We start from the raw sequence: 24,146 nt of genomic DNA, 5'->3' as shown, positions 1-24,146 counted from the left end.
TTCCATCTTTGTAACCAATTAAAAACGAAACCTTATGAGTACGAAGCATATTTATTTGGAACACGCCAACATAACGGTAAACGATCTACAGGAAGCAATAAGATTCTTCAGAACCGCTTTCCCTCACTTCAAGATTAGAGGAGGTGGCAATGGTGCAAGAGAATGGGTCCATTTTGGAGATGACGACACTTATATTGCCATAAATCAAGCCAAGTACAGCGATTTAAAAACTGACAAGAACTATGACAAGATTGGTATAAACCATATTGGCTTTGTTGTTCCCAATGTTGAAGAAATAGCCAACAATCTTCTTGGCAATGGGTACAAAAGGGATTTTCCAAAAGAGGTGGAACAATTTAGAATCAGAGACTATTTTGCCGATGCGGATGGAAACCAATACGAGTTTGTACAATATCTTAGCGAGGTGCCCGAAGAACGAAACAGTTACAAAAGCTACACCACAGCTTAGCTACAGAGCATCCCATTTACCACCTCCAATCTACTATTTCATCCTACGCCAAATGGACTAACCTTTGGATAGCTTAAGGTCAGTTTACGGATTTTGGAGGTGGAAAGAAATTCAAATCCATCAATTCATAAGGCTAATCCATCAATTCACGTCCTGGGTTTAGACTAGAATCTTCGAACTTTATTTATGGACATCGTCCATTTTGTTCATGAAACCCAATAGATTTGAAGACGCTTGTTATCTTTCTTGTTTGTACTTTTTCAGTGAACATCACCTATTCACAAGAAAAGGCAATTAAAATCACAAATCCCACTTCCAAGAGGGAAATACTGATCAAAGAAAATAAGAGGATAAGAATTATAACAAATGATGGTCAGCGAATTTCTGGAACGTTTAAGGTAATGAGCGAGCAACATATCCTCATTAAAAATAGATCTATTGCATTAGCTCAAATAGTCAAAATTAAACGTAATCCATTACTGATTTCCATAATTACCACTGGTTTTTTTATGTATTACGGAGCTACCGCCATTGGGGCTAGTATCTTCGGATATCTTTTTACTGGCAATTCAGCCTTTTTCTTATTTGCCCCTCCGGGAGGAGGAATGATTTGGGGAGGAATAAAATCCCCAAACCTTCTCAAAGGCTATAAAAAGAACCGTCAATGGGTCTATGAAATAATAAAGGTTTCTAAGTGAAAAAACAATACGTTGTTTCAACGCCTCTTAATCCGAATCATGGAAATCAATGCATTGCTTACGAACAAAATCTGTCCGATCAAAAAGCCAGTGACCGTGATAAAAATGGTCAACTGGTCAACCGTCTCATGGACCAAATTCCCAGTATCGGATTTATCACTGCTAAAAGATAAACCTACCGCAAAGCAAAAAAGCAAACTTAAGACTAGATGTGCCCAAAACATCCATTCCACTATTTTTATCTTAAACAGATTGAACATCCAATAGCCATATCCACATAAAATAAACCAACCGCCCAAGGCATTACAGATATGTGCATAGGCCACTGCATAATAGATGTCATGAATATTTAGGTATAAGGCAGACGAATTTTCATCACTGACGATAAAAAAGAGTTGCAATGCAATTAACACAAGGCCTAAAATCCAAAAAACACGATGTGGTTTGATTTTTTGAATGGCCATACAGCGGATTTACTTGATCATCCCCAAATTGATCACTTCCTGTTCGGTCAAATGGCGCCAGTGACCACGGGGGAGGTCCTTTTTGGTGAGTCCTGCAAAAATTACCCGATCTAGTTTGGTTACATTATATCCCAAGTGCTCAAAAATACGGCGTACAATGCGGTTACGACCACTGCGAATCTCAACACCAACCTCCTTTTTGGGAGAACCTTGAATATAGCTCACATCGTCTACCTGCACAGAACCGTCTTCCAAATCCAGTCCAGCTTCTATTTTACGCAAGTCCGACAGCGCCAAATTCTTGTCCAAATGCACATGATAAATCTTTCGCACGCCATGCGTGGGATGGGTCAGTTTTTTTGTCAAATCCCCATCATTGGTAAAGAGTAAAAGTCCGGTAGTGTTGCGGTCTAGGCGACCAACCGGCAATAAACGGGATTTTGAGGCGCTGGAAACAAGCTCCATTACCGTACGCCTTCCTTTTTCATCACTGGTAGTGGTGATAAAGTTTTTAGGCTTGTTCAACAACACATATTCCTTCTTCTCCAAACTGAGTTTTCGGCCATCAAAACGAACATCATCCGTAAGCTTGACCTTATAGCCCATTTCCGTTATTACCTTTCCGTTTACAGATACATTGCCCGCAGCAATATAAGTGTCAGCTTCCCTTCGGGAACAGATGCCCGCATTGGCCACATAGCGATTTAATCGAATCTCATTGGGATTTGATTTTTTAACCGGCTTTTGAGGTCTTTTTGGAAATCCTTCTTTTTTGGAGAACTGCTTTTTGGGATTTCTTTTTTGAGAGTTTCCAGAAGCCTTTTTGCCCCTGTTATAGTCTGATTTCGCCATCAGTCATAAATTTTTTGCAAAAGTAGTGCTTTTTATTTCCCCCAACAGCTTACGAACGATCTGTTGAAGTTGGATTTTTAGTTTAAAATTCCCGAACTTCATTTTCCAATAGCCATACAACCCAAAACCATGACCCTATTTACTAGAAAATTTCTGCTCCTAAACGCTTTGGCCTTATTTTCTGCTTGCACTACCCAAAACGAATTGTTTGTGGATTATTCAAATCCACAAATTGTGTATTCTGGCAGGGTAGATTCATCACAGGTTGAAGGAGTGGCAATGTATTGGTCCGGAAGTTCCATAAAATTTAATTTTGAAGGTGAATCCATATCCGCATTAACTAAAGATGAAAAAGGGGATAATTACTACAATGTCATCATTGATAATGAAGACCCTTTTATTTTTAGACCAGATACCACCAAACACCTTCATCAACTTGCTTCTGGATTATCCAAAGGAAAGCATACCATTGAAATTTTTAAGCGAGCTGAATGGAATCGAGGAAAAACTACCTTCTATGGATTTAAACTGGAGGGAAATGTCAAGGTATTGCCCAAACCTATCCCGCTAAAAAGGAAAATAGAGTTTTATGGCAATTCCATAACCGCTGGTTATGCCATTGAAGATTTATCGGGAAAAGATTCCCCCGATAGCACTTACACCAATAACTATTTGAGTTATGCCGCCATCACCGCCAGACACTTTAAAGCAAAATATCAATGCATCTGTAAAAGTGGTATTGGTATAACGGTGAGTTGGCATCCTTTAATAATGCCCGAGATGTACGATAGATTGATTCCTACGGATCCAAGCAGCAAATGGGATTTTTCTTTGTACAGGCCCGATGTGGTCGTGGTCAATTTATTTCAGAATGATTCGTGGTTGGTGAACATGCCTGAATATGATGAATTTAAAGTGAGGTTTGGCACAGAAGCTCCAAATGATGATGAAATTATAGCTGCCTATCAACAGTTCATTGCCAATTTAAGGCAAAAGTATCCTGACGCCAAGATCATATGTTCCTTGGGTTGTATGGATGCTGTTAAAGAAGGTTCAAAATGGCCAGGTTATATTGAAAAAGCCATCGGCAATCTAAATGATGAAGCTGTTTACACTCATTTTATGCCCTATATCGAGGCTACGGCACACCCTTCAATTAAAGATCAGGAAGCAATGGCAAACAGCTTAATCAAGTTTATTGAAAAGAACATTGATTGGTAGCTAAAAAATCTACCAACCCGGATCCGACATCCATCAATTTGTGTTAGATTTTTAAGCGGATTTTCTCGAATTTCACCATTTTCATTTTTACATATCGAGAATTATAGATATATTTGTCTCATGAATTTGAAAACTGCCACTGAAATTGGTAAATGTCTATCTAACCAGACTAGGGTCCAGATCATGGAATGGCTAAAAGAACCTGAAAAACACTTTCCGCCACACGAAACATTAAAGCATTTTAATGATGGCGTTTGCGTAACATACATTCAAGAAAAAGCAGGACTCTCACAATCAACAATTTCAACCTATCTGACGAATATGGAAAAATGTGGTCTATTAATTTCTACACGCCACGGGAAGTGGTCATACTTAAAAAGAAATGAAGAGTTGATCGAAAAGTATTGTCATTTTCTAAAAAATTGATTTTTATTTAACCATATATATCTACATATACCGAAATAAAGATATGAATAACATGCAATTTAACCTTATCAACCCACTAGAGCATCTTGAAAAATCGTTTTATCTTCTGAAATTGCTAAATCCAGAAATGACTAATAACAGTATAGAAAAGTTGCTACGTCAGATGTCTCAATTACCAAATTATAAATGCTTTGCCCTATTTAGAGATAAAGAACTAGTAGGAATATCAAGTGGTTGGACAACTGTCCGAATCTATTGTGGGAAACATTTGGAGTTGGATAATGTAATTATTGATTCAAAGATTCAATCAAAAGGCTGTGGTAAATATTTTATGGATGAGATCAAAAAATGGGCGTTAAATAATGAATACCAAACTATTGGTTTAAATACTTATGTTCAAAATACACGTTCGCATAAGTTCTATTATAACCAAAATTTTAAAACCCTTGGTTTTCATTTTGAACATAAACTAAATCAGAAATAAATGAGAATATTAATAATTGGAGGAAATGGAACAATAGGGAAAACAGTTGTTTCCCATTTTGAAAAGGACAACGAAGTATTAATTGCAGGTCGCTCAAGTGGAGATGTCAATGTAGATATTGCCAACAGCCAATCTATTAAAGCTATGTTTGAAAAAACAGGAAAGTTAGATGCCATAATCTGTGTTGCAGGAGAAGCAAAGTGGAATGACTTTGATAAACTCACTGAAGAAGACTATTATGTTGGGCTGAAAAGCAAACTTATGGGACAGGTAAACCTTGTTCGTATCGGAAAAAACTATTTAAATCCAAATGGTTCAATAACCTTATCCACAGGAATTCTCGCGGATGATCCAGTAGTAAAAACTACAAGTGCAGCAATGGTAAACGGAGGAATACATAGCTTCGTTAAAGCTGTTGCTCTCGAAATAGAAAATGGAATTAGAGTAAATGTTGTTTCGTCAGGTATGGTAGAAAACGCATACGAAAAGTACAAGGATTACTTTCCAGGGCACAATCCGATACCTATGAGAAAAGTAATAAACGGATATGTAAGAAGCGTGAAAGGAAAAGGTAATGGAGAAATAATTAGAATTTATGATTGAAAAAGCCAGTTGCCAACAATGTATAACCACAATTACGGCGGAGTCGATTACCATTCGACTCTGTTGGGTTGGTCAGAACCGCTAAAGGCAGAGGTTAGTCATCAATCTTTAAACGCAACGGTAGATTGGCGTTCCCGATTGACCTGCAACTTGGTAACATCGGGCCTGGAATAATGACCTACGGGATCAAAGTTTTGGCGCTCCTCATACACGCGGTTAAAATCCAAGGTTTCATAGATGAGCCCTTCTTTGTTTACAACTGGTTCTACAATCCATTCGCCATCCGGTCCTGCAATGGCAGAGCCCCCATTGGCCAGAACTGAAGGTGCTTTTTCCAAAATTTTATCCAAATACGGAGTGTCTTTTGGAAAATCCGAAGTTTGCATCAACGAAGAAACCGAAATCACGAAGCTTCGTGATTCCCTAGCGATAAAACGGGTAATGTCTTTGGTATTGTGCAATCCTCCTGGCCATACGGCCACATGCAAATTTTCACCTTGACCATACAAGGCTGTTCTTGGTAAGGGCATCCAATTTTCCCAACAGTTGAGTCCGCCCACTGTAAATTGTTTTAAGGGATGTACCTGGAGTCCATTTCCATCTCCGGGAGCCCATGTCAAGCGCTCATCATAGGTGGGTTGTAATTTGCGGTGCACGGATTTTATACCTCCATTTGCGTCAATGTATACCAAAGAACAATACAAACTATGACCGCCACGGTCTTTGGCACGTTCCATCATGCCCAAATAAATGGCAATTTGATTTTCCTTGGCCAATTTGCAAATGGAATCCAGCTCGCCTGCTTCAATCTGAATGGAATTCCGGACGTAATGGGCATGTAATTCCTTGTTCACTTTTAAATCCCAAGCAGCTCCTTCGGTATAGGCCAGCCAGAAAGGGTATCCCGGCAAAAAGGTCTCTCCAAAGACCAAAAGCTCCGCTTTTTCGGAAGTAGCCTCTACAATTGTTGCTTCAATTTTCTTCAAAGTCGCTTGTTTGTCCAACCAAACAGGGGCAATCTGAGCCATTGCCACTTTCAAAAGATTTTCCATTACAGAATCCGATTTAACACCAAATCAACGTCAATCAATAGTATGCTGAAAACACCAGCCACAATGATGAACTTTAAAATATTGTGCAACCAAACATAGTGTTTTTTACTCTTTGCCTTCCATAACAAAATGATAAAAAGTCCCAGTACCGCAATACAGAGCAAAAAGTACAGGTGCATATACCCAACATCAAAACTATTGATGAGCAACAAAGCTGGAACAAGGGTAAGTATAATCAATAAACCAACAAGTACTTTAGAAACATTGGAGCCGTACATTATGGGAATGGTCTTATAGTTTTGTGCCATATCCCCAGCCATATTTTCCAAATCCTTGATCATTTCACGGGCCAGAATCAACAAAAACAAGAACAGGGCATGCACAAAAATCACGGTCTCAAAATTCTTATAGTATACAAAGACCACAAAAAATGGTGCAATGGCCAATGAAGCCGAAACCAAGTTACCTATAAATGGAATACGCTTTAGCTTGTGCGAATACAGCCAAATTCCAAAAATATAGGCCGAGAAAAAAAATACTGCCCTAAACGAAATATAGCTAGCGGCAAAAACAGCCAAAAGATTTAAAATAAAGTAAGTAGTCAATTTGAACCGCTGACTTACCAACCTATCCAGCATGCTTTTAGTTGGTTTGTTGATCAGGTCTTTTTCCGCATCGTAAAAATTGTTAATGATATAACCACTTGCAATGACCAAGGCCGAGGAAGTTACAATTAAAAAGAGATTTACATCCAGAATAACATGGCGTAAAGGAGAATCTGGCGAAAGTATGTAGATAGATGCCAAATACTGGGCCAGCGTAATTATTAAAATATTATAGCCGCGCACCACGGAAAACAAACTCAGTAGCTTGAACAGCAGGAGTTTATTTTTTCTACTAAGCATTTGATGGTTTTAGAAGTTGTATACCACTTCCAAGTTGTATTCTTTGAGGGCCTTTTTGGCTTTTTCAAAATCTTGGGTAAAGCCCAAAATATATCCACCACCACCAGAACCGCACAGTTTAAGGTAGTAATCATTGGTATCTATCCCTTGTTGCCAAAGTTGATGGAACTTGGAAGGAATCATTGGTTTGAAATGATCAAAAACCACATGGGAAAGTTGTTTTAGATTTCCAAAGAGGGATTTTATGTTTCCGTTTAAAAAATCTTCAACACAGGCATCAGTATGTTTTATAAATTGATCCTTGATCATACTCCTAAACCCTTCCTGCTTCATTTTTTCCATAAAAATCTGTACCATCGGAGCAGTTTCTCCGGTCATACCACTATCCAACAAAAACACCGCACCTTTTCCTTCCTTGTTTTGTGATGGGATGCTGGTAGATTCTATGTTATCTTTTGAATTGATGAGAATAGGCAAGCTTAAATAGCTGTTCAGCGGGTCCAAACCTGAAGATTTTCCATGAAAGAAGGATTCCATTTTTCCGAAAATCTCTTTTAATTTTAGCAGTTTCTTCCGAGTTAAATTCTCTAAGACCGTAATTTTATCAGTGGCATATTTATCATAAATGGCCGCTACCAAAGCCCCACTGCTTCCTATACCATATCCCTGCGGGATAGAGCTGTCAAAATACATGCCTTTGGTAACATCATTCCCCAAAGTCTCCAAATCAAAAGAAACCAGACCTTCTTCTTCACTTTCCAGTTTTCTAAGATAGTCCACATAAGCTTTTAAGCTTTCATTGGATTTCTTGGCCAATTCTGATGGATTTTCATCAGTTTTTAACGCTCCTTTGAAAAAATTATAGGGAATGGATAGTCCTTTGGAATCTTTGATAATCCCATACTCTCCAAAAAGTAGAATTTTAGAATAAAATAAAGGTCCTTTCATATATTTCAACTAAGATACAAATAATGTAGTCTTGCCCATGAATCCAACGACAAACAAAACCCTTTATTGGTTTAACTACCCAATTTTTCGAGCTCCGGTGCCAATTCGGTCGCAAATATAATGGCCATTCTCACAATGCGCAACTAATTCATCCTGAATAAATTGGATAGCCTTTTCTTTTACAGACTCAGGATAGAGCAAATGCACGTTGGCACCAGCATCCAAGGTAAAGCAAATAGGGGTCTTGGTTTTTTTTCGATAGTCCCAAATCTTATTGATAATCTGCAAAGTATCCGGTTTCATTAAAATAAAATAGGGCATGCTGGTCATCATCATGGCATGCAATGTCAAAGCCTCACTTTCAACCACTTCAATGAAACGCTCCAAATTCCCCTCAGAAAAAATGGCCTTTAAACTATCCAAATGTTCATGGGCCTGCTCAAAACGTCTTTCCGCATACGGATGGTTATGCATTAAATTGTGGCCTCCCGAGCTACTGACTTGTTTCTGACCTTTATGAACCAATAGAATGGTATCATGAAAATTCTTAAAAACAGTGTTTACCTTAAATGGGTATTTAATCCCATATAAATTTGAACTATCAACTATAGGTTGGTGTTCTCCCCATTGTATCAAATCACCTTCAATACTTCTGCAAGCGCTTCCGGAACCCAAACGGGCCAAAAAAGAAGCTTTTCTATTGAAAAAATCCGAATCCATTTCTGGATTCATCATCTTCTCCATATCCATTAAGCACAATGCCAAGGCTGCCATTCCACTTGCTGAGGAAGCAATTCCGCTACTATGTGGAAAGGAGTTTGAGGTTTCAATCTTTAAATGATAGGACTTCAAAAATGGGAGGTAGATTTCAATCCGCTCCAAAAAAGTCTGGATCTTGGGCTTAAAATCTTCTTTGGGTTCTCCTTCGAAAACCAGATCAAAGGAAAATTGCGAATCATCCTCTTTTCTGCTAAAGAAAATCGTGGTAGTAGTTGCGCAAGCATCCAATGTAAAACTCACAGAGGGGTTTGCTGGAATCTGGTTGGCCTTTTTTCCCCAATACTTGACCAATGCAATGTTACTGGGCGCTTTCCAAGCTACCTTACCTTCTGCTGGCAAATTATCATATTGGATGGGCAGAAAGTCATTTTCGGTCATTGCAGAAATATTTGGGCAAATATAAATGATACTCCTTTCTTACTATGAAGCGGATACGAATAAATTCTTATTTTAGATGAAGTTGCACCAACCATGAAGAAGAAGGTTACATATATTTTACTAAGCGTTGCAGTTTGCCTACTGATAGGCTTTCTATCCAGTTTTGCAACCCAAAGCTCTGTAAATGATTGGTATCTTTCCCTGAACAAGCCAGATTTTAATCCTCCCAATGCCATATTTGCTCCTGTTTGGGCCATTCTTTATGTTTTAATGGGGGTTTCCGCAGGAATAGTGTGGTCCAAAGGGTTTCACCATATTTGGGTTAAAACCGCATTATACCATTTTGGTTTTCAATTGCTCTTTAATGCGTTGTGGAGCATTGTATTTTTTGGATTGAAAAACCCACTGGGAGCTCTCTTTGTTATTTTAGTGCTACTCACCTTGATTATTTTGACCATTAAATGGTTTAGGGTGGTCAGTAAAGTTGCAGCTTTTCTCCTTGTGCCCTATTTGCTTTGGATTTGTTTTGCAACACTCCTAAACTACAAAATCTGGGAACTGAACTAGCCTTTCGTCATTTCCACAAGTTTGTTCAAGGTCCTTAAATTACGGGTGGTAGCTTGAACCTTCAGTCTTCTTTCCACAAAATTATTGTCAAGTTTTGCCTTTCCGAATCCTGCTCTACAAAAAAGATAAACACATTCTTTCGTTATACTAAAATCTTCATTCTCAAATTCTAGTTTATTGAACTCCCCTATCAAATCCTGACTGGGAAGGGTCTTGAGCAAAACATAGTACAGACCTTTTGTATCGGGTTCATTGGCATAGGGATTTAACTTCAAAATCCTAATGAGTTTCTCCACAGTTAAAATCAATACCGGTACGTCAAACCCAAAGTCGGCCAAAATTGCATGGTGCATTCTGTTTTGAAGTTCTTCCGCATTATCACTTTTACTTTGGAACACAATATTGCCACTCTGTATATAGGTTTTCACCTGTTGAAATCCATGCTTTTCCAACGACCTTGACAACTCGGCCATTTTGATTTTCTTTTGCCCGCTTACATTGATTCCCCTGAGCAATGCGATATGCGTTTTCATATTAACAAATTATGAAGTCTAAAAATACTCTGATTTATTTTAGTATTTTCATTGACATTAAATTCATTATATGAATCAATATATACTTGCTTTAGATCAAGGTACCACCAGTTCACGAGCCGTAGTTTTTGATAAACAAGGAGCTATAATTTCAGTTGCCCAAAAAGAATTCACCCAAATTTTTCCCAAACCGGGATGGGTAGAGCACGACGCCAAAGAAATTTGGGCCACGCAGGCGGGAATGGCAGCGGAAGCCGTCAGCAAAGGAGGTTTAAAAGGAGAGCAAATAGCCGCCATTGGTATTACAAATCAACGAGAAACGGTTATAGTTTGGGACCGTAATACCGGTGAACCTATTTACAATGCCATTGTTTGGCAAGATAAGCGAACAGCGGATTACTGTGATGAACTGAAAAACCAAGGAAAGGCCAAAATGATTCGTGAAAAAACTGGACTTGTCATTGATTCCTACTTTTCAGGCACCAAGGTAAAATGGATTTTGGATAACGTAGCGAGCGCTCGAGAAAAAGCAGAAGCAGGGGATTTGGTTTTAGGAACCGTTGATACTTGGCTCATTTGGAAAATGACCGAGGGAAGCCTTCATATTACAGATGTTACCAATGCTTCCAGAACGTTGATGTTCAATATTAACACCATGGAGTGGGATGACGAACTTCTTGAGCTGCTTACCATTCCAAAGAGCATGCTTCCCGAAGTACGACAATCCAGTGAGGTCTATGGACATACAAGTCCCAATTTTTTTACGGCCAAGATTCCTATTTCAGGGATTGCAGGAGACCAGCAAGCAGCTTTGTTCGGACAAATGTGCACCAAGCAAGGTATGGTTAAAAATACCTATGGCACCGGTTGCTTTATGTTAATGAACATTGGGGAAAAACCTATTGTTTCAAAAAATAATCTCCTTACAACGGTTGCATGGAAAATCAACGGAAAAACCCACTATGCATTGGAAGGGAGTATTTTTATAGCGGGAGCGGTGGTGCAATGGTTGCGGGACAGTTTAAAGATTATAAAAACCTCTTCGGAAGTGGAACAGCTTGCGGGGTCGGTTGAAAGTTCGGAAGGCGTATATTTTGTTCCAGCTTTTGCGGGATTGGGTGCCCCACATTGGAATCAACATGCACAAGGGACCATCTTTGGATTGACTCGAGGAAGTACAGATGCCCATATTGCAAGAGCAGCTTTGGAATCGATAGCCTACCAGACCATGGATATCTTAAAAGCCATGGAAGCTGATTCAGGGATTTCCATCAAAGAACTTCGCGTTGACGGAGGTGCAACCGTCAACAATATGCTCATGCAATTTCAGGCTGATGTGTTGAATACCATAACCATACGGCCAAAGATTGTGGAAACCACCGTTATGGGAGCGGCTTATTTAGCTGGACTTGCTGTTGGTTATTGGAAAAATCCAGAAGAAATTCAAGATATTTGGCAAACCGATGTTCATTTCAATCCATCAACCGAACGAGAATCCATAGAAAAAGGAATCCAAGGTTGGTACAGGGCAATCAAGGCATTGGAATTTTGGACCGAAACACATTGAATTCCATCAAAAAATAACCTTTAACCAAAAACTACTTTATGACTCCTTTCATTTCGGAAATTGTTGGAACTTTTCTACTCATTTTATTGGGATGCGGCGTAAATGCAAACGTATCATTACAAAAAACTTTCGGAAACGGTTCTGGTTGGATCGTAATTACAACCGGATGGGCCCTTGCGGTGTACACGGGCGTAGTGGTGGCAGGACCACATAGTGGGGCACATCTAAACCCTGCGGTGACCATTGGGTTGGCGCTGGCCGGTGAATTCTCCATTTATGATGTTCCCAATTACATTATTGCCCAATTTATTGGCGCCATGCTGGGAGCCTTTTTTGTTTGGCTATTGAACAAGCGTCATTTTGATGCTACCGATGACGGCAATACCAAAAGAGGTGTTTTTTGTACCGCCCCGGCAATTCCAAACACACCTTTGAATCTTTTGTCTGAGATTTTAGGAACTTTTGTCTTGATATTTTCGGTGTTGTACTTTACTGATGCCGTTTCCACTAAGGACAATACGATTATTGGACTTGGATCGTTGGGAGCCTTACCGGTTGCATTAATTGTTTGGGGCATTGGTCTATCTTTAGGTGGCACCACGGGTTATGCCATTAATCCAGCAAGAGATTTAGGCCCTAGAATGATTCATGCTTTAGTTCCCATTAAAAACAAAGGTTCCAACGGATGGGGATATTCTTGGATTCCGGTGGTTGGCCCTATTTTGGGCGCGGCTTTGGCTGCAGGAATTGCAATTGCACTTCAATAATAGTTATTGATCAGCGGCTATGGCCTGGGCAGCTATATAAGCTCCTGTCCATGCATTTTGAAAATTGAATCCTCCGGTTATTGCATCTACATTAATAATTTCCCCGGCAAAATAAAGATTAGGGTATACCTTGCTTTCAAAGGTTTTGAAGTTAATTTCTTTGAGATCTACTCCGCCGGCAGTCACAAACTCCTCTTTAAAAGTACTTTTTCCTTCTACCCTAAAAGAGCATGCCGTAAGTTGTTTGGCCAAATTTTGGAGTTTTTCCTTGGTCACATCTGCCCACTTCAAATCTTTTTCAATACCCGCAGCTTTCACTAGATTTATCCATAATCTTCTTGGAATATCAACAGCATTTGTTCTCAAAATGGTCTTTTTGGTCTCCACCTCTTTTATTTCCCTCAACAAAAGCTCCATGGATCCTGTAGCATATTCTGGTACCCAGTTGATGTTTACCCTAAAAACATAATGATAATCATTCAAAATATTAGCTCCCCAGGCCGAAAGCTTTAAAATTGCCGGCCCGCTAAGCCCCCAATGTGTTATCAGAATAGGCCCCTCGGACTCAAGAATTGGTTCTTCCTTGCGTGCACTTTTTAGTTTAAGATCGCCTTGTTGATGGGAAAAAATCCTTTTCGGTAAAATTTCAGCGGTAGCGTATGTACTTACTCCCTGTATTCCTTTAATTCGCTCATCATTGATATTAAACGTAAACAATGAAGGTACCGGTGGAATGATCTGATGCCCCATTTTTTTTAATTGGCCCCAAATTTTAGAGCTACTTCCCGTTGTCAGAAGCAGTTTATTGGCATAATAGTGCTTGTTCATTGTGGTGACACGCCACCCTTTCCCACTCTCATCTTTCGTGAACTGTTTTACGGAACTGTTTTTTAAAACTTTTACTCCCAATCTATTTGCTTCATCGACCAAACAATCAACAATGCTCTGGGAAGAATCACTCTTTGGAAAAACACGTCCATCGTCTTCAATTTTCAATGGGACCCCTCTTGCTTCAAAAAAAGCCATTACATCGAGGGGAGCATGGGTATGAAACGGCCCCAAAAGTTCTTTTTGGCCTCTGGGGTAATTGGTGATAAGTTCATGGGCAGAAAACTCTCCATGTGTTACATTACAACGTCCTCCCCCAGAGATCTTTACTTTGGAAAGTACGTTTTTGCCCCTTTCAAAAATGGCTATTTTTAAATTTGGTGCTTGCTCCGCTATATGGATAGCTGCATAGAATCCTGCTGCTCCTCCACCAACAATAATGATATCGAACATTAATGTGCCCGTTCAGGATAATTGGTAATGATTCCATCCACTCCAAAATCCTTCATCTTTTGAATATCTTCAGGTTCATTAACGGTCCATGTGTACACCTTAAACCCTGCGTCCTGCATTTCTTCAACAGTTTCTTCTGTTAAGGTTTTAAAATCAGGATTTATTGCCACGGCATTCAATTCCTTGGCCACGGGAATTGCCTGCAATGGATTCTCCTCTGTTAATACTGCAATTTTTACGGCTTCGTTCAGCTTTCTTAAATCCCGAAGTTCGTCCCATTTAAAACTGGAGATGATAATATTCTCAGGAGCCCAGCCTCTTTCTTTAATATAGTAGTTGGTAATAAAGTTCACCCTATCGGCAGTATTTGATCCTTTTAATTCTATATTCAAGGCCACCTGATTATCAATCAACTTCAACACATCTTGCAGCTGGGGTATTTTATGGTTCCCATCTAAAATCAGCTGTCTTAAATCCACAATATTGTAATCTTCTATTAAGCCTCCACTGTTTGAGAGTCGTTCCACACGTTCGTCATGGAATACCGCTATTTCCCCGCTCTCGATTTTGAAAACGTCAATTTCAATCATATCAACCCCTAAATCCAATGCTTTTTGCACAGATGCCAGAGTATTCTCCGTTTCATGCCCCATAGCTCCCCTATGCCCTATGACCAAAGGTTTAGAATCCATAAAACCACAACTGTTCATTAAAAAAATAGTAATTAAAATAAGTGGTAATCTTTTTTTCATGTTGATTCATTTTTACTGTTAAAAATACAATTTGAAAATGATATTGAGCATAGGGGTTATAATGTGAATTTACAGGTGTAAAGTTGCCATAATCCATATATTCTCAATATTTTACATAAATATTTAACAATTTGTTAAATTTTATTTAATACTTTTATCACATTATCAACCAATTAAACAACTAACATGTTTTCAAAATCTAATTTATTGGCTACCGTAGCTGCAACAATTGTTATGTTTTTGCTAGGGTACCTTTTATGGGGAATGGCCGCTGAAAGATTTAATGGATGGCCATGTACTTAATAGTTACATGAAAGACCCTCCTGATTTGGGGTTTATTATTTTAGGCAATCTTGTTTCTGCCTTTGCTTTAAGTACACTTTATAGCAAATGGGCTCAGTGGTCACCATAGTGGTAAAGAAGGAGCAGAGTTTGGTGCTTGGATAGGCATTTTTGCTGGATTGGGTCATGGGCTAATATGGTATGCTACGGCAAGCCTATTTGGATTTGGCCGGCCACCTTGGTAGATTCAGTATTAAGTTTAATATTCTTTGGTATTAACCGGGGCTGTCATTGCGATAGTCTATCAAAAAACTGCAGCTAAGGAGAAATAGCAAACTAACCAACTTTAAACTTTGGCGGATTGCAAAGCAATCCGCTTTTTTATTCCTCAATTCTTAAGATAAAGGACTCCAAGGGTTTAAGTGCCATCTTAATGCTCCCTATTCCATTTTCAATGTTGAGTTTTTTCTTATCACCATGAGAAAGTTCGTTTACCAAACTATATTCTTTAGTTTTTAGTTCCCATTTGGTGATAATATCTTCTGGAATCTTAAGTTCAAAATTGTAGCTTTTGTCAGCATCAAAATTTGACACAATTATCAACTTTTCATCCTCGGACCATCTCACAAAAGAAAGTACTCGATGATCATAGCCTTCTGTATGGTCTTTGTTAAAGAAATGGATTTCTTGATACTCTCCCATCAGGGCATCGCTCGATATGGTAAAATTCAAAAGGCGCTTGTAAAAATCCCTGAGTTTTTTTTCGTTCGTTGATAGTTGTCCGCCGTCAAATTGTTTGTCGTTCATCCACCTTTGGTGATGGGGTACTCCGATGTAATCAAAAATTGAGGTGCGGGAAGATTTCCCAAATCCTGCATCTTCGGCTCCAGGCTCACCAACTTCCTGACCAAAATAAATCATGGTGGGCGAAGTGCTCAAAGTTGCCGAAACAACCATGGCGGGTTTTGCCAGTTCAGCATTCCCAACAAAGTCCGGACTTGCAATCCGTTGCTCATCATGATTTTCCAAAAAATGGAGCATATGGTGCTCAATATCAGCCATTCCCTTTTGCACAACAGGAATATGGTCTGTCCACCCATAACCCTTCATAATATGTTTTATACTATCGTATAATTCCACCTTATCATACAGGTAATCCATTTTTCCTTTATGGATATAATCCCTATACAAATCAGGATTGTATACTTCAGCCAACAAAAATACATCCGGGTTTTTTATTTTGATGTTGGAATTTAGATAGCTCCAAAATTCCACGGGCACCATTTCAGCCATGTCAAAACGGAAACCATCCACGCCAAAATCCAGCCAATAAAGGGCAATATCCCTAAACTTGTTCCAAGAGTCTGGTATGGCCTTGTTGCTCCAAAACTCAAAATGGGCCTTGTGGTCCTTTTGGGCAAACTCCTGTGGTAATTCCTCAAAATCTTTTGACCCATCTGGACGAACACCATAATTGATTTTTACCGTTTCATACCAATCATTAAAATGAGGTTGGGACAAACGGGAACCATTTCCCGTCCACTTAGCTGGGATCTCCTCAAACTTTGAATCTGCAAACTTGTTTTCTTCTCCACCCAACGGTAGATATCCATCTTGCCATTGCGGCACTCTAAATTCAGTTCCGGGGATATAATAAAAGTTATTGTTTACATCATACTCCACATCCGTCTTATCATTTGCTCCAAAATCCACAACCCCTCCGGGGTTGGTCAACCCTTTATAATTTCTGGCGATGTGATTGGGCACAATATCAATAATGACCTTCATCCCCGCCTCATGGGTCCTTTTAATCAATTCCCTGAATTCGTCCAACCGTTTTGAAGGGTCCACAGCCAAATCTGGATTTACATTATAATAATCTTTAACGGCATAAGGAGAACCTGCACGACCTTTTACAACATCAGGATCATCATTGGAGATTCCATAGGTCGTATAATCATTTATTACAGCGTGATGGAGTACCCCGGTGTACCAAATATGGGTTACTCCCAAGTCCTTGATTTCAGCCAGTGCCTTATCCGTAAAATCCGAGAATTTCCCAATACCATTTTCTTCAATGGTCCCCCATGGTTTATTGGTTGTATTGGTATTTCCAAAAAGTCGGGTAAAAACCTGATAGACTACGGTTTTCTTTTTCATTGTTAGCTGATGTGGTTTAGTATTCACCGTGTTTTGACATGAGCACAAAACTGCAATAAGTGTTACAACGATACCGTAGCATAGCCTTTTCACACATGCACAATTTTTCCTGGAACCAGCTTTACTTGTTCATCATTTACCTGAATCATCAATTCGTTGGAGCCAGAAATCTCAAAGTCCGCGCCTTTCTCCGAAACCGCAATGGTAACAATCTGGTTTCTGAAATTGATTTTAAAGGAATAGGAAGTCCATTGTTTTGGAATTTGAGGAGTAAAACAAAGGTGGTTATTCTTAACTCGCATTCCTCCAAAGCCTTCCACAATACTCATCCAAGTTCCCGCCATGGAGGTAATGTGAAGTCCTTCTTCCACTTCTTTGTTGTAATCATCCAAATCCAACCTTGAGGTTCTCAAATAAAAGGTATAGGCTTGATCCATTCTTTCCAATTTGGCTGCCTGAATGCTGTGCACACATGGAGATAATGAGGATTCGTGTACGGTAAAAGGTTCGTAGAAATCAAAATGTTTTTCTAGTTCTTTGGTAGTAAAGTCATCTTCAAAAAAGTAGAATCCTTGCAAAACATCGGCCTGTTTTATGTAGGGCGAACGTAATATTCTATCCCAGCTCCATTTTTGGTTGATGGGCCTTTCGGACTTATCCAAATCTTCCACTTTGACCATTTCCTTATCCAAAAATCCATCTTGCTGCAAGTACACCTGATGCTTTTCTGAAAATGGAAAATATATGTTATTGGCAACCTTGGCCCAATCTTCGGTTTCTGCTGAAGTCAGCTTGGTTTTTGATACAATTCTCTTGTAATCCTCTGAATATTTGTCCTTGGTCACCTCAAGTTGTTCCAAAGCATAGTTGATGCACCATTTGGCCAAATAGTTGGTATACCAGTTGTTATTGACATTGTTTTCATATTCATTGGGACCTGTAACCCCGAGCATGACATATTTTTGTTTGTCTTCGGAAAAATTTACCCGTTGATGCCAAAATCTAGCAATTCCTATTAGCACTTCCATTCCCATTTTTGGAACATAGCTGTAATCATCTGTAAACCTGTGATAATTATGAATGGCGAAGGCAATAGCACCGTTCCTGTGGATTTCCTCAAAGGTAATTTCCCATTCGTTATGACATTCTTCCCCGTTCATCGTCACCATGGGATAAAGGGCAGCTCCATTTTTAAAGCCCAGTTTTTCGGCATTTTCTATGGCTTTTTCCAAATGGTTATAGCGGTATTCCAACAAATTCCACGCTACATCTTGGTTTTTGGTGGCCATATAAAAAGGAAGACAGTAAGCTTCTGTGTCCCAATAGGTGCTTCCACCATATTTTTCTCCTGTGAATCCTTTTGGCCCAATATTCAACCGGGAGTCCTTTCCCAAATAGGTTTGGTTCAATTGAAAGATATTAAAGCGGATGCCTTGCTGTGCTTTTACGTCACCTTCAATAGTGATATCGCTCATTTCCCAAATCTTGGCCCATGCTTCTTTTTGTTTTTGGAGCAGTGCTTCGAATCCATATCCTGAGGCTTCATCCAAAACGGTATTGGCCGCTTTAAGCAACTCATCTTTGGAATGATTTCTATCAACCGTATAGCCCCCGTATTTTGTCAAGGCCACTTTTTCATTTTTCTTGACCTCAACGATATACGAATTCCCTATAGAAAGTTCGTCTTTTTTTGCTGTTGGGTTTACATCGATCCTATCACCATTAACATGAAGTTCAGTTTGCATAAACGTACAGACCGCAAAGTTGGTCTTCATGGTATGCGACTCAATAAAAGCTCTATTACTATTGGATGTGATCTTGGTGGTGTTCCAAAACTTATCGTCCCAATTACTATCCTCATTGGTGATACCGCTATCCAAATAGGGCAGCAAGATAATCTCAGCATCAGAATTCAACACTTGCAGATTGTATTGAATTGCTCCTATTTCATCCAAATCAATGGATAAAAACCTGACGACCTCCACAGCTACCACAAGGTTATTAGTCATGGTTGCGGTAAAGCTTCGCTTGTACCAACCTTCCTTCATGTTAAGCTCCCTTTTGAAGTTTGAAACATTTTTACATGTGTTCAAATCCAGTGGCTCATCATTAATAAAAACATCTATCCCGATCCAGTTGGGCGCATTCAACACTTTAGCAAAATATTCCGGATATCCATTTTTCCACCACCCCACTCTTGTCTTATCTGGATAATAAACACCGGCAATATAGCTTCCCTGAAATGTTTCTCCAGAGTATTGTTCCTCAAAATTGGCACGTTGCCCCATGGCTCCATTTCCAATGCTGAACAAACTTTCAGAGGATTTCACTTGTTCTTTATCAAAGCCCTCTTCTATGACAGACCAAGGGTCTGCTTTTATATAATCTTGATTCATCTGCTTAAAATAAAACTCGGTAAGTTAAATTCTGATTCTAGTTCAAAAAAGCTGCAAACTTAATTAATTGTAGAATTCCTGACCACCAATGTTGGTTCCAATATTTTGGTATGGAATGATTCCTCCTCTTCCTCACTTTCAACTTTATCTATGAGCATTTGAGCGGAAATCTCTCCCATTTTTTCGCCATGCTGTGCCACCACGGTCAAACTAGGGTTGGCATATCTGGATAACAACCCATCTGTAAAACCGATAAATGATATGTCCTCAGGAATTTTCAATCCCTTTTTTTGGACCAAACGCATACTGAATACGGTAAAAATCTCATTTACACAGAGTACGGCATCAACATCCCGAGTATCAAAAAATTCTCGAATTCGCTCTTCATCCATCTCCATAGTGGATAATTTAAGTATCCTGGATTCATCAATATCCAATTCGCTTTCTATCAGTGCCTTTCTATATCCCTGTGTTCTGGCCTTACTTACGCTTAAATAGTCATCCGTTGTTATTAAAGCTATTTTTTTTCTTCCTTGTTCAATTAGCTTTTTTGTGGCCATATAGGCCCCCATCTGATCATCAATGATTACTTTATCACAATCGACCTCATTGGTGATACGATCAAATAGCACTACTGGAATTCCTTGCTCTGTAACTTCTTTTAAATGGTTATAGTCACCTTTTTGCTGCGTCTCTGAGGAAAGGGACATAATAAATCCATCAATACTCCCATTGGCCAACATTTCCATGTTAATCACCTCTTTATCAAAGGATTCCTCTGAAAGACATACAATTACATTATAGCCTCTTGCATTTGCATATTTCTCTATTCCCCGAATTACAGTTGTAAAAAAATGGTGAACAATGGCGGGAATGACAACACCAATATTTTTAGTTCTTTTGTTTTTAAGGCTTATGGCAATGTTATTTGGCTTATAATTATAAAGTTTCGCAAAGGCCTGAACTTTTTCCTTTGTATCCCTACTAATTTCTTCGCTGTTCTTTAGTGCTTTTGAAACAGTAGAAATTGAGACTTCAAGTTCTCTTGCAATATCCTTTAGAGTAATTTTTGCTTTCAAAAAATTAACGGTTTAGTCTGATGGTTTCCGGCTTTGAAATTAATCATTAAAAATCATTGGCATATCCTTAACATTCTTTTTAACAATCCATACAGGAATATCCCAAAATTAACCCAAAATCCATTCCAAAAATAAAATTGTATATTAGTCAAAAAATTGCGGATTTCTCTTAATACCCAAGGTTAAATTATGATTTAAATAATTTAGTCCTTTTAATTTTAACATTCTTTCATGCTTTTAAAGTTATCAACACGAAACCGTTTTCGTTCAGTGTTGCGCTACTCTTAAATTTCGTTTAACGCTTTTTTTATATATGTTTAACACTTGAATTAAAATTAACTAAACTTAAAATTAACTATTTATGAAGATTACGCTACTTAAAAGCTTTTTGCTATTAGGGGCATTTTTATGCTTTGGAATAGCAAAAGCTCAGACAGTCTCTGGTACTGTTTCAGATGCGAACGGACCTTTGCCGGGAGCTAGTGTTCTTGTAAAGGGGACAACTAACGGTACGCAAACCGATTTTGATGGTAACTACACTCTAAACAATGTTGACAACGGTTCGGTTATCGTGTTTAGCTACATTGGTTTTAGCACCCAGGAAATTACTTTTAACGGACAACCATCAATCAATGTGACCTTGCAGGAAGATGCACAAGCATTGGACGAAGTGGTAATCATTGGTTACGGTACCACTACCATTAAAGATGCAACGGGTTCTGTTGCTGCTGTAACATCTGAAGATTTCAATGGAGGTGTCATCGCATCGCCAGAACAATTGATACAGGGTAAAACAGCTGGTGTTCAGATTACACAGGCCAGTGGTGCTCCTGGAGATGGGGTTGCCATTAGGATTAGGGGTACAAATTCCGTGCGTTCCAACAACAACCCTCTTTTTGTTGTTGATGGGGTTCCACTTTCTGGGGCAAGCACTTCACCTTCAACGGGTGATACCGGTCTTGGAACCTCTACTTCTTCAAACCCCCTCAACTTCTTGAACCCAAGCGATATTGAGAGCATAAGTGTTCTTAAAGACGCTTCTGCGACTGCAATATACGGTTCCAGAGGTGCAAATGGTGTTGTAATCATTACCACTAAGGATGGTAGAGGTACCACCGGAGGAAGATTTGAATTCTCTTCCAATCTAAGCATCTCGACTCCTGCTGACGAATATGATCTGTTGAACAGAGAGCAATTTCTAGATGCTGTGGAGCAATTTGGAGGAGATCGCGCAGCGCAAGATTTCGGAAACAATACAGATTGGCAAGATTTTGTTACCAGAACGGTAGCCTCACAAAACCAAAACCTTTCCTACATGCACAATTATGGCTCGGGGAATGTAAGAGCAACTTTTGGTTACGGAAAACAATTTGGGGTTGTTGAAAATTCTGATCTTGAAAGAATTACAGGTAGAATCAATGCTACACATAGGTTTTTAGAAGATAAGTTAACCTTAAACCTACAGGGGACTATCTCAAGGGTTAACGAACAAAAAGCTCCGCTTAGTGGTAGTGCAGGATTTAATGGGGATTTATTGGGAGCTGCTTATTCTGCAAATCCAACATGGCCTACCAGTCCAAGCTTCTCTGCTGCAGGTGGTCTTCTTAGCCCAGCAACTTTATTGAAAGAAACCAGAACAACAAGTATGGTCAATCGTGTTTTGATCAATGGCTCTGTTGAATACAAATTTACTCCTGAGTTAACTGGAAAAATTAATGTAGGTTACGATAAATCTGAAGGAGAAACCGTAGCTCTTTCCACAAGAGATGCCATCAATGTTGGTAGGAACGTTTTAGGAAACGGTCGTGGTAACTTTAACACATTGGATTTAGAGAATCGTTTGATCGAGGCAACTTTAAACTATCGAAAACAGTTTGAAAACTCTTCTATAGACGCAATTGTTGGATATTCGTTCCAAGATTTTGGCACTAGTGGCCGAAATGTGGAAGGATTTGGATTCTCAACTTCGGAGTTCGGAAAAATGGATGAAGATATGCGAATCTCTGTCAATAGCACCCAAGCAGAAATAGATAATTCTTTCCAGCAGTTTGGTTATGACCCAAGGTCTTCCAGCATTGTGGTCAACAGGCTATTCCCATCCATTACCTCAGAACAGGTTGGAGCAGGAAATTCTACTCGCTTGGTTCGTTCCATTGCCGCCGATACTTTTGACAATACTGACGAATTGCAATCTTTCTTTGCAAGGGTGAATTACACTCTTAACGACAAGTACTTGTTTACCGCAACAGTTAGAGCAGATGGATCTTCACGTTTTGGTGGAAACAACCAATATGGATATTTCCCATCAGCTGCCTTTGCTTGGAAAATTCATGAAGAGGATTTTATGGGTGACACATTCTCCACTTTAAAATTAAGACTGGGAGCTGGTATTACGGGTAACCAAGAAGGACTAGGGTATGGTCAATTTATTAGACGTGAAAGATTTGGATCACCTTCGATCAATGATGATGGTGAATTTGTACCACCAGGTACTTCTCCTGTTACTTTTGCCAACCCAGATCTTAAATGGGAGGAAACACTTGACTTTAATGTAGGTGTAGATTTCGGATTCAATAATGATATGGTCTCAGGTAGTATTAACGTATACAGGAAGGAAACCACCGATCTTTTATTGAATATTGAGGCCGCTCAACCATCACCTCAACCACGATTCTTTGAAAACCTGGATGCTACTTTGATCAATCAAGGGGTAGAATTTGAACTGAATGTTGACTGGTTAAGTTCTGAAGACGCTAGTTTCAGCACGGCATTCAACATTGCATATAACGATAACGAACTACAGGATTTTGGTGGTCAGATTCCTGCAGGTACTATTAGAGGACAAGGTCTTTCTTTAGCTTTTGCTCAAATTCTTGCCGGAGATCAGCCACTCTTCTCTTACTTCTTACGTGAGTTTGGAGGATTTGATGACAATGGGTTACCTATAGGTGATGTCCAAACATTTGTTGGGGAGGATGCCTTGCCTGATATTAATGCTGGACTTTCGTTGAATCTTAATGTCAAAAATTGGGATTTCGCAGCCTATTTTGCCGGTCAATTTGGTTTTTCCGTGTATAACAATACCCGAAATGCCTTCTTTACAGCTGGTTCTATTGGTAATGCAAGAAACGTAACGCCAGATGTATTAACAACTGGTGAAAGTAATGTGGCTTCTGCGCCGGTATCTACACGATTCTTGGAAAGTGGAGATTTTGTTCGATTGCAGAACGCATCCATTGGTTATAATGTGCCTCTAAGTGGTGATGGCGCTTTAAAAAGCCTAAGATTGTCTGTTACAGGACAAAATTTGTTCTTAATTACGGATTATAGTGGTTTAGATCCAGAAATTAGTGTTCAACCCGGTACTCCAAACAATGGGGTAAGTGATTTGCTAAATGGTATTCCGACAGCGGGTATTGACTATACAGCCTTTCCAAGACCAAGAACTGTAACTTTTGGCTTAAATGCTACTTTCTAAACAA

At 39.2% G+C, this 24,146-nt stretch carries 22 protein-coding genes; 10 read left to right on the top strand and 12 right to left on the bottom strand.

From position 1 onward, the window contains the following. The first annotated feature begins 34 nt into the window (after positions 1 to 34). Positions 35 to 469 carry a VOC family protein gene (locus ACOQO1_RS16325; RefSeq protein ID WP_420603953.1) on the top strand — a complete coding sequence of 145 codons (435 nt, stop codon included), beginning with the start codon at positions 35 to 37 and terminating at the stop codon, positions 467 to 469. A 224-nt stretch (positions 470 to 693) separates the two neighbouring features. Then, complete coding sequence (locus ACOQO1_RS16320) at positions 694 to 1,167, top strand: hypothetical protein (protein ID WP_420603952.1); 474 nt, start codon at positions 694 to 696, stop codon at positions 1,165 to 1,167. A 17-nt stretch (positions 1,168 to 1,184) separates the two neighbouring features. On the opposite strand, the gene ACOQO1_RS16315 is transcribed toward ACOQO1_RS16320, so the two are convergent. Both ACOQO1_RS16315 and ACOQO1_RS16310 read right to left on the bottom strand, forming a co-directional pair. Beyond that, complete coding sequence (locus ACOQO1_RS16315; RefSeq protein ID WP_420603951.1) at positions 1,185 to 1,631, bottom strand: hypothetical protein; 447 nt, start codon at positions 1,629 to 1,631, stop codon at positions 1,185 to 1,187. 9 nt (positions 1,632 to 1,640) lie between these two features. Next, complete coding sequence (locus ACOQO1_RS16310; protein ID WP_420603950.1) at positions 1,641 to 2,483, bottom strand: pseudouridine synthase; 843 nt, start codon at positions 2,481 to 2,483, stop codon at positions 1,641 to 1,643. A gap of 129 nt (positions 2,484 to 2,612) precedes the next feature. Between ACOQO1_RS16310 and ACOQO1_RS16305 the strand changes: the two genes are divergently transcribed. The 4 genes from ACOQO1_RS16305 (at position 2,613) to ACOQO1_RS16290 (ending at position 5,217) form a co-directional block, all read left to right on the top strand. After that, positions 2,613 to 3,704, top strand: coding sequence for an SGNH/GDSL hydrolase family protein (locus tag ACOQO1_RS16305; RefSeq protein WP_420603949.1), 1,092 nt, complete (start codon positions 2,613 to 2,615; stop codon positions 3,702 to 3,704). A 120-nt stretch (positions 3,705 to 3,824) separates the two neighbouring features. Further along, positions 3,825 to 4,130 (top strand): ArsR/SmtB family transcription factor, encoded by a 306-nt coding sequence (locus tag ACOQO1_RS16300; RefSeq protein WP_420603948.1) that lies wholly within the window; start codon positions 3,825 to 3,827, stop codon positions 4,128 to 4,130. 52 nt (positions 4,131 to 4,182) lie between these two features. After that, on the top strand, positions 4,183 to 4,614 hold the full coding sequence (locus tag ACOQO1_RS16295; RefSeq protein ID WP_420603947.1) for a GNAT family N-acetyltransferase: 432 nt from the start codon (positions 4,183 to 4,185) through the stop codon (positions 4,612 to 4,614). Beyond that, complete coding sequence (locus ACOQO1_RS16290) at positions 4,615 to 5,217, top strand: short chain dehydrogenase (protein ID WP_420603946.1); 603 nt, start codon at positions 4,615 to 4,617, stop codon at positions 5,215 to 5,217. It begins immediately after the preceding gene. A gap of 101 nt (positions 5,218 to 5,318) precedes the next feature. On the opposite strand, the gene ACOQO1_RS16285 is transcribed toward ACOQO1_RS16290, so the two are convergent. The 4 genes from ACOQO1_RS16285 to ACOQO1_RS16270 form a co-directional block, all read right to left on the bottom strand. After that, positions 5,319 to 6,269: a carbon-nitrogen hydrolase family protein gene (locus tag ACOQO1_RS16285; protein ID WP_420603945.1), complete on the bottom strand. Its 951-nt coding sequence runs from the start codon at positions 6,267 to 6,269 to the stop codon at positions 5,319 to 5,321. Further along, positions 6,269 to 7,174: a geranylgeranylglycerol-phosphate geranylgeranyltransferase gene (locus ACOQO1_RS16280; RefSeq protein WP_420603944.1), complete on the bottom strand. Its 906-nt coding sequence runs from the start codon at positions 7,172 to 7,174 to the stop codon at positions 6,269 to 6,271. Before ACOQO1_RS16280 ends, ACOQO1_RS16285 begins: the two co-directional genes overlap by 1 nt. A gap of 9 nt (positions 7,175 to 7,183) precedes the next feature. Then, positions 7,184 to 8,122: a mevalonate kinase gene (locus tag ACOQO1_RS16275; protein ID WP_420603943.1), complete on the bottom strand. Its 939-nt coding sequence runs from the start codon at positions 8,120 to 8,122 to the stop codon at positions 7,184 to 7,186. Positions 8,123 to 8,197: 75 nt separating this feature from the next. After that, the gene (locus tag ACOQO1_RS16270) at positions 8,198 to 9,280 is read right to left on the bottom strand and encodes a diphosphomevalonate/mevalonate 3,5-bisphosphate decarboxylase family protein (protein ID WP_420603942.1); all 1,083 of its coding nucleotides are present in this window, start codon (positions 9,278 to 9,280) and stop codon (positions 8,198 to 8,200) included. A 93-nt stretch (positions 9,281 to 9,373) separates the two neighbouring features. Here ACOQO1_RS16270 and ACOQO1_RS16265 point away from each other — a divergent pair, with 93 nt between their 5' ends. Then, positions 9,374 to 9,847 (top strand): TspO/MBR family protein, encoded by a 474-nt coding sequence (locus tag ACOQO1_RS16265; protein ID WP_420603941.1) that lies wholly within the window; start codon positions 9,374 to 9,376, stop codon positions 9,845 to 9,847. On the opposite strand, the gene ACOQO1_RS16260 is transcribed toward ACOQO1_RS16265, so the two are convergent. Then, positions 9,844 to 10,380 carry a DUF1697 domain-containing protein gene (locus tag ACOQO1_RS16260; RefSeq protein ID WP_420603940.1) on the bottom strand — a complete coding sequence of 179 codons (537 nt, stop codon included), beginning with the start codon at positions 10,378 to 10,380 and terminating at the stop codon, positions 9,844 to 9,846. The two genes, ACOQO1_RS16265 and ACOQO1_RS16260, sit on opposite strands and share 4 nt — an antisense overlap. Before the next feature lie 70 nt (positions 10,381 to 10,450). On the opposite strand from ACOQO1_RS16260, the gene glpK reads away from it, so the two are divergent. Beyond that, on the top strand, positions 10,451 to 11,947 hold the full coding sequence (gene glpK / locus ACOQO1_RS16255; protein ID WP_420603939.1) for a glycerol kinase GlpK: 1,497 nt from the start codon (positions 10,451 to 10,453) through the stop codon (positions 11,945 to 11,947). A 38-nt stretch (positions 11,948 to 11,985) separates the two neighbouring features. After that, complete coding sequence (locus ACOQO1_RS16250; RefSeq protein WP_420603938.1) at positions 11,986 to 12,714, top strand: MIP/aquaporin family protein; 729 nt, start codon at positions 11,986 to 11,988, stop codon at positions 12,712 to 12,714. A gap of 3 nt (positions 12,715 to 12,717) precedes the next feature. Here ACOQO1_RS16250 and ACOQO1_RS16245 read toward each other — a convergent pair whose 3' ends face one another. The 5 genes from ACOQO1_RS16245 to ACOQO1_RS16225 all read right to left on the bottom strand — a co-directional run bounded on the left by ACOQO1_RS16245 (position 12,718) and on the right by ACOQO1_RS16225 (position 20,664). Then, positions 12,718 to 13,995 (bottom strand): NAD(P)/FAD-dependent oxidoreductase, encoded by a 1,278-nt coding sequence (locus ACOQO1_RS16245; RefSeq protein ID WP_420603937.1) that lies wholly within the window; start codon positions 13,993 to 13,995, stop codon positions 12,718 to 12,720. After that, the gene (locus tag ACOQO1_RS16240; RefSeq protein ID WP_420603936.1) at positions 13,995 to 14,747 is read right to left on the bottom strand and encodes a glycerophosphodiester phosphodiesterase; all 753 of its coding nucleotides are present in this window, start codon (positions 14,745 to 14,747) and stop codon (positions 13,995 to 13,997) included. The genes ACOQO1_RS16245 and ACOQO1_RS16240 overlap by 1 nt, the downstream gene beginning before the upstream one ends. A 663-nt stretch (positions 14,748 to 15,410) precedes the next feature. Continuing rightward, positions 15,411 to 17,189, bottom strand: coding sequence for an alpha-amylase family glycosyl hydrolase (locus tag ACOQO1_RS16235; protein WP_420603935.1), 1,779 nt, complete (start codon positions 17,187 to 17,189; stop codon positions 15,411 to 15,413). Positions 17,190 to 17,278: 89 nt separating this feature from the next. Then, a complete protein-coding gene (locus ACOQO1_RS16230) occupies positions 17,279 to 19,585 on the bottom strand; it encodes a glycoside hydrolase family 65 protein (RefSeq protein WP_420603934.1) in 2,307 nt (768 codons plus the stop codon). Between the two features lie 59 nt (positions 19,586 to 19,644). Continuing rightward, positions 19,645 to 20,664 (bottom strand): LacI family DNA-binding transcriptional regulator, encoded by a 1,020-nt coding sequence (locus tag ACOQO1_RS16225; RefSeq protein ID WP_420603933.1) that lies wholly within the window; start codon positions 20,662 to 20,664, stop codon positions 19,645 to 19,647. A gap of 361 nt (positions 20,665 to 21,025) precedes the next feature. Between ACOQO1_RS16225 and ACOQO1_RS16220 the strand changes: the two genes are divergently transcribed. Continuing rightward, entirely contained in the window at positions 21,026 to 24,142 is a 3,117-nt protein-coding gene (locus tag ACOQO1_RS16220; RefSeq protein ID WP_420603932.1) for a SusC/RagA family TonB-linked outer membrane protein, read from the top strand. Positions 24,143 to 24,146: the final 4 nt, after the last annotated feature.

The organism is Flagellimonas sp. (assembly GCF_965222555.1).
In the GTDB taxonomy this organism is placed as follows: domain Bacteria; phylum Bacteroidota; class Bacteroidia; order Flavobacteriales; family Flavobacteriaceae; genus Flagellimonas.
Note: the sequence above shows the minus strand (reverse complement) of the source record. Positions and strands in the feature narration are given on the sequence as shown.

What these genes read in the sequence shown, in the direction of transcription:
- ACOQO1_RS16290 (WP_420603946.1), top strand. Translation starts at nt 4,615, where the DNA reads ATGAGAATATTAATAATTGGAGGAAATGGAACAATAGGGAAAACAGTT.
- ACOQO1_RS16325 (WP_420603953.1), top strand. Translation starts at nt 35, where the DNA reads ATGAGTACGAAGCATATTTATTTGGAACACGCCAACATAACGGTAAAC.
- ACOQO1_RS16240 (WP_420603936.1), bottom strand. Translation starts at nt 14,747, where the DNA reads ATGAAAAAAAGATTACCACTTATTTTAATTACTATTTTTTTAATGAAC.
- ACOQO1_RS16265 (WP_420603941.1), top strand. Translation starts at nt 9,374, where the DNA reads ATGAAGAAGAAGGTTACATATATTTTACTAAGCGTTGCAGTTTGCCTA.
- ACOQO1_RS16280 (WP_420603944.1), bottom strand. Translation starts at nt 7,174, where the DNA reads ATGCTTAGTAGAAAAAATAAACTCCTGCTGTTCAAGCTACTGAGTTTG.
- ACOQO1_RS16250 (WP_420603938.1), top strand. Translation starts at nt 11,986, where the DNA reads ATGACTCCTTTCATTTCGGAAATTGTTGGAACTTTTCTACTCATTTTA.
- ACOQO1_RS16245 (WP_420603937.1), bottom strand. Translation starts at nt 13,995, where the DNA reads ATGTTCGATATCATTATTGTTGGTGGAGGAGCAGCAGGATTCTATGCA.
- ACOQO1_RS16285 (WP_420603945.1), bottom strand. Translation starts at nt 6,269, where the DNA reads ATGGAAAATCTTTTGAAAGTGGCAATGGCTCAGATTGCCCCTGTTTGG.
- ACOQO1_RS16260 (WP_420603940.1), bottom strand. Translation starts at nt 10,380, where the DNA reads ATGAAAACGCATATCGCATTGCTCAGGGGAATCAATGTAAGCGGGCAA.
- glpK (WP_420603939.1), top strand. Translation starts at nt 10,451, where the DNA reads ATGAATCAATATATACTTGCTTTAGATCAAGGTACCACCAGTTCACGA.
- ACOQO1_RS16230 (WP_420603934.1), bottom strand. Translation starts at nt 19,585, where the DNA reads ATGAATCAAGATTATATAAAAGCAGACCCTTGGTCTGTCATAGAAGAG.
- ACOQO1_RS16305 (WP_420603949.1), top strand. Translation starts at nt 2,613, where the DNA reads ATGACCCTATTTACTAGAAAATTTCTGCTCCTAAACGCTTTGGCCTTA.
- ACOQO1_RS16235 (WP_420603935.1), bottom strand. Translation starts at nt 17,189, where the DNA reads ATGAAAAAGAAAACCGTAGTCTATCAGGTTTTTACCCGACTTTTTGGA.
- ACOQO1_RS16270 (WP_420603942.1), bottom strand. Translation starts at nt 9,280, where the DNA reads ATGACCGAAAATGACTTTCTGCCCATCCAATATGATAATTTGCCAGCA.
- ACOQO1_RS16310 (WP_420603950.1), bottom strand. Translation starts at nt 2,483, where the DNA reads ATGGCGAAATCAGACTATAACAGGGGCAAAAAGGCTTCTGGAAACTCT.
- ACOQO1_RS16295 (WP_420603947.1), top strand. Translation starts at nt 4,183, where the DNA reads ATGCAATTTAACCTTATCAACCCACTAGAGCATCTTGAAAAATCGTTT.
- ACOQO1_RS16220 (WP_420603932.1), top strand. Translation starts at nt 21,026, where the DNA reads ATGAAGATTACGCTACTTAAAAGCTTTTTGCTATTAGGGGCATTTTTA.
- ACOQO1_RS16300 (WP_420603948.1), top strand. Translation starts at nt 3,825, where the DNA reads ATGAATTTGAAAACTGCCACTGAAATTGGTAAATGTCTATCTAACCAG.
- ACOQO1_RS16275 (WP_420603943.1), bottom strand. Translation starts at nt 8,122, where the DNA reads ATGAAAGGACCTTTATTTTATTCTAAAATTCTACTTTTTGGAGAGTAT.
- ACOQO1_RS16315 (WP_420603951.1), bottom strand. Translation starts at nt 1,631, where the DNA reads ATGGCCATTCAAAAAATCAAACCACATCGTGTTTTTTGGATTTTAGGC.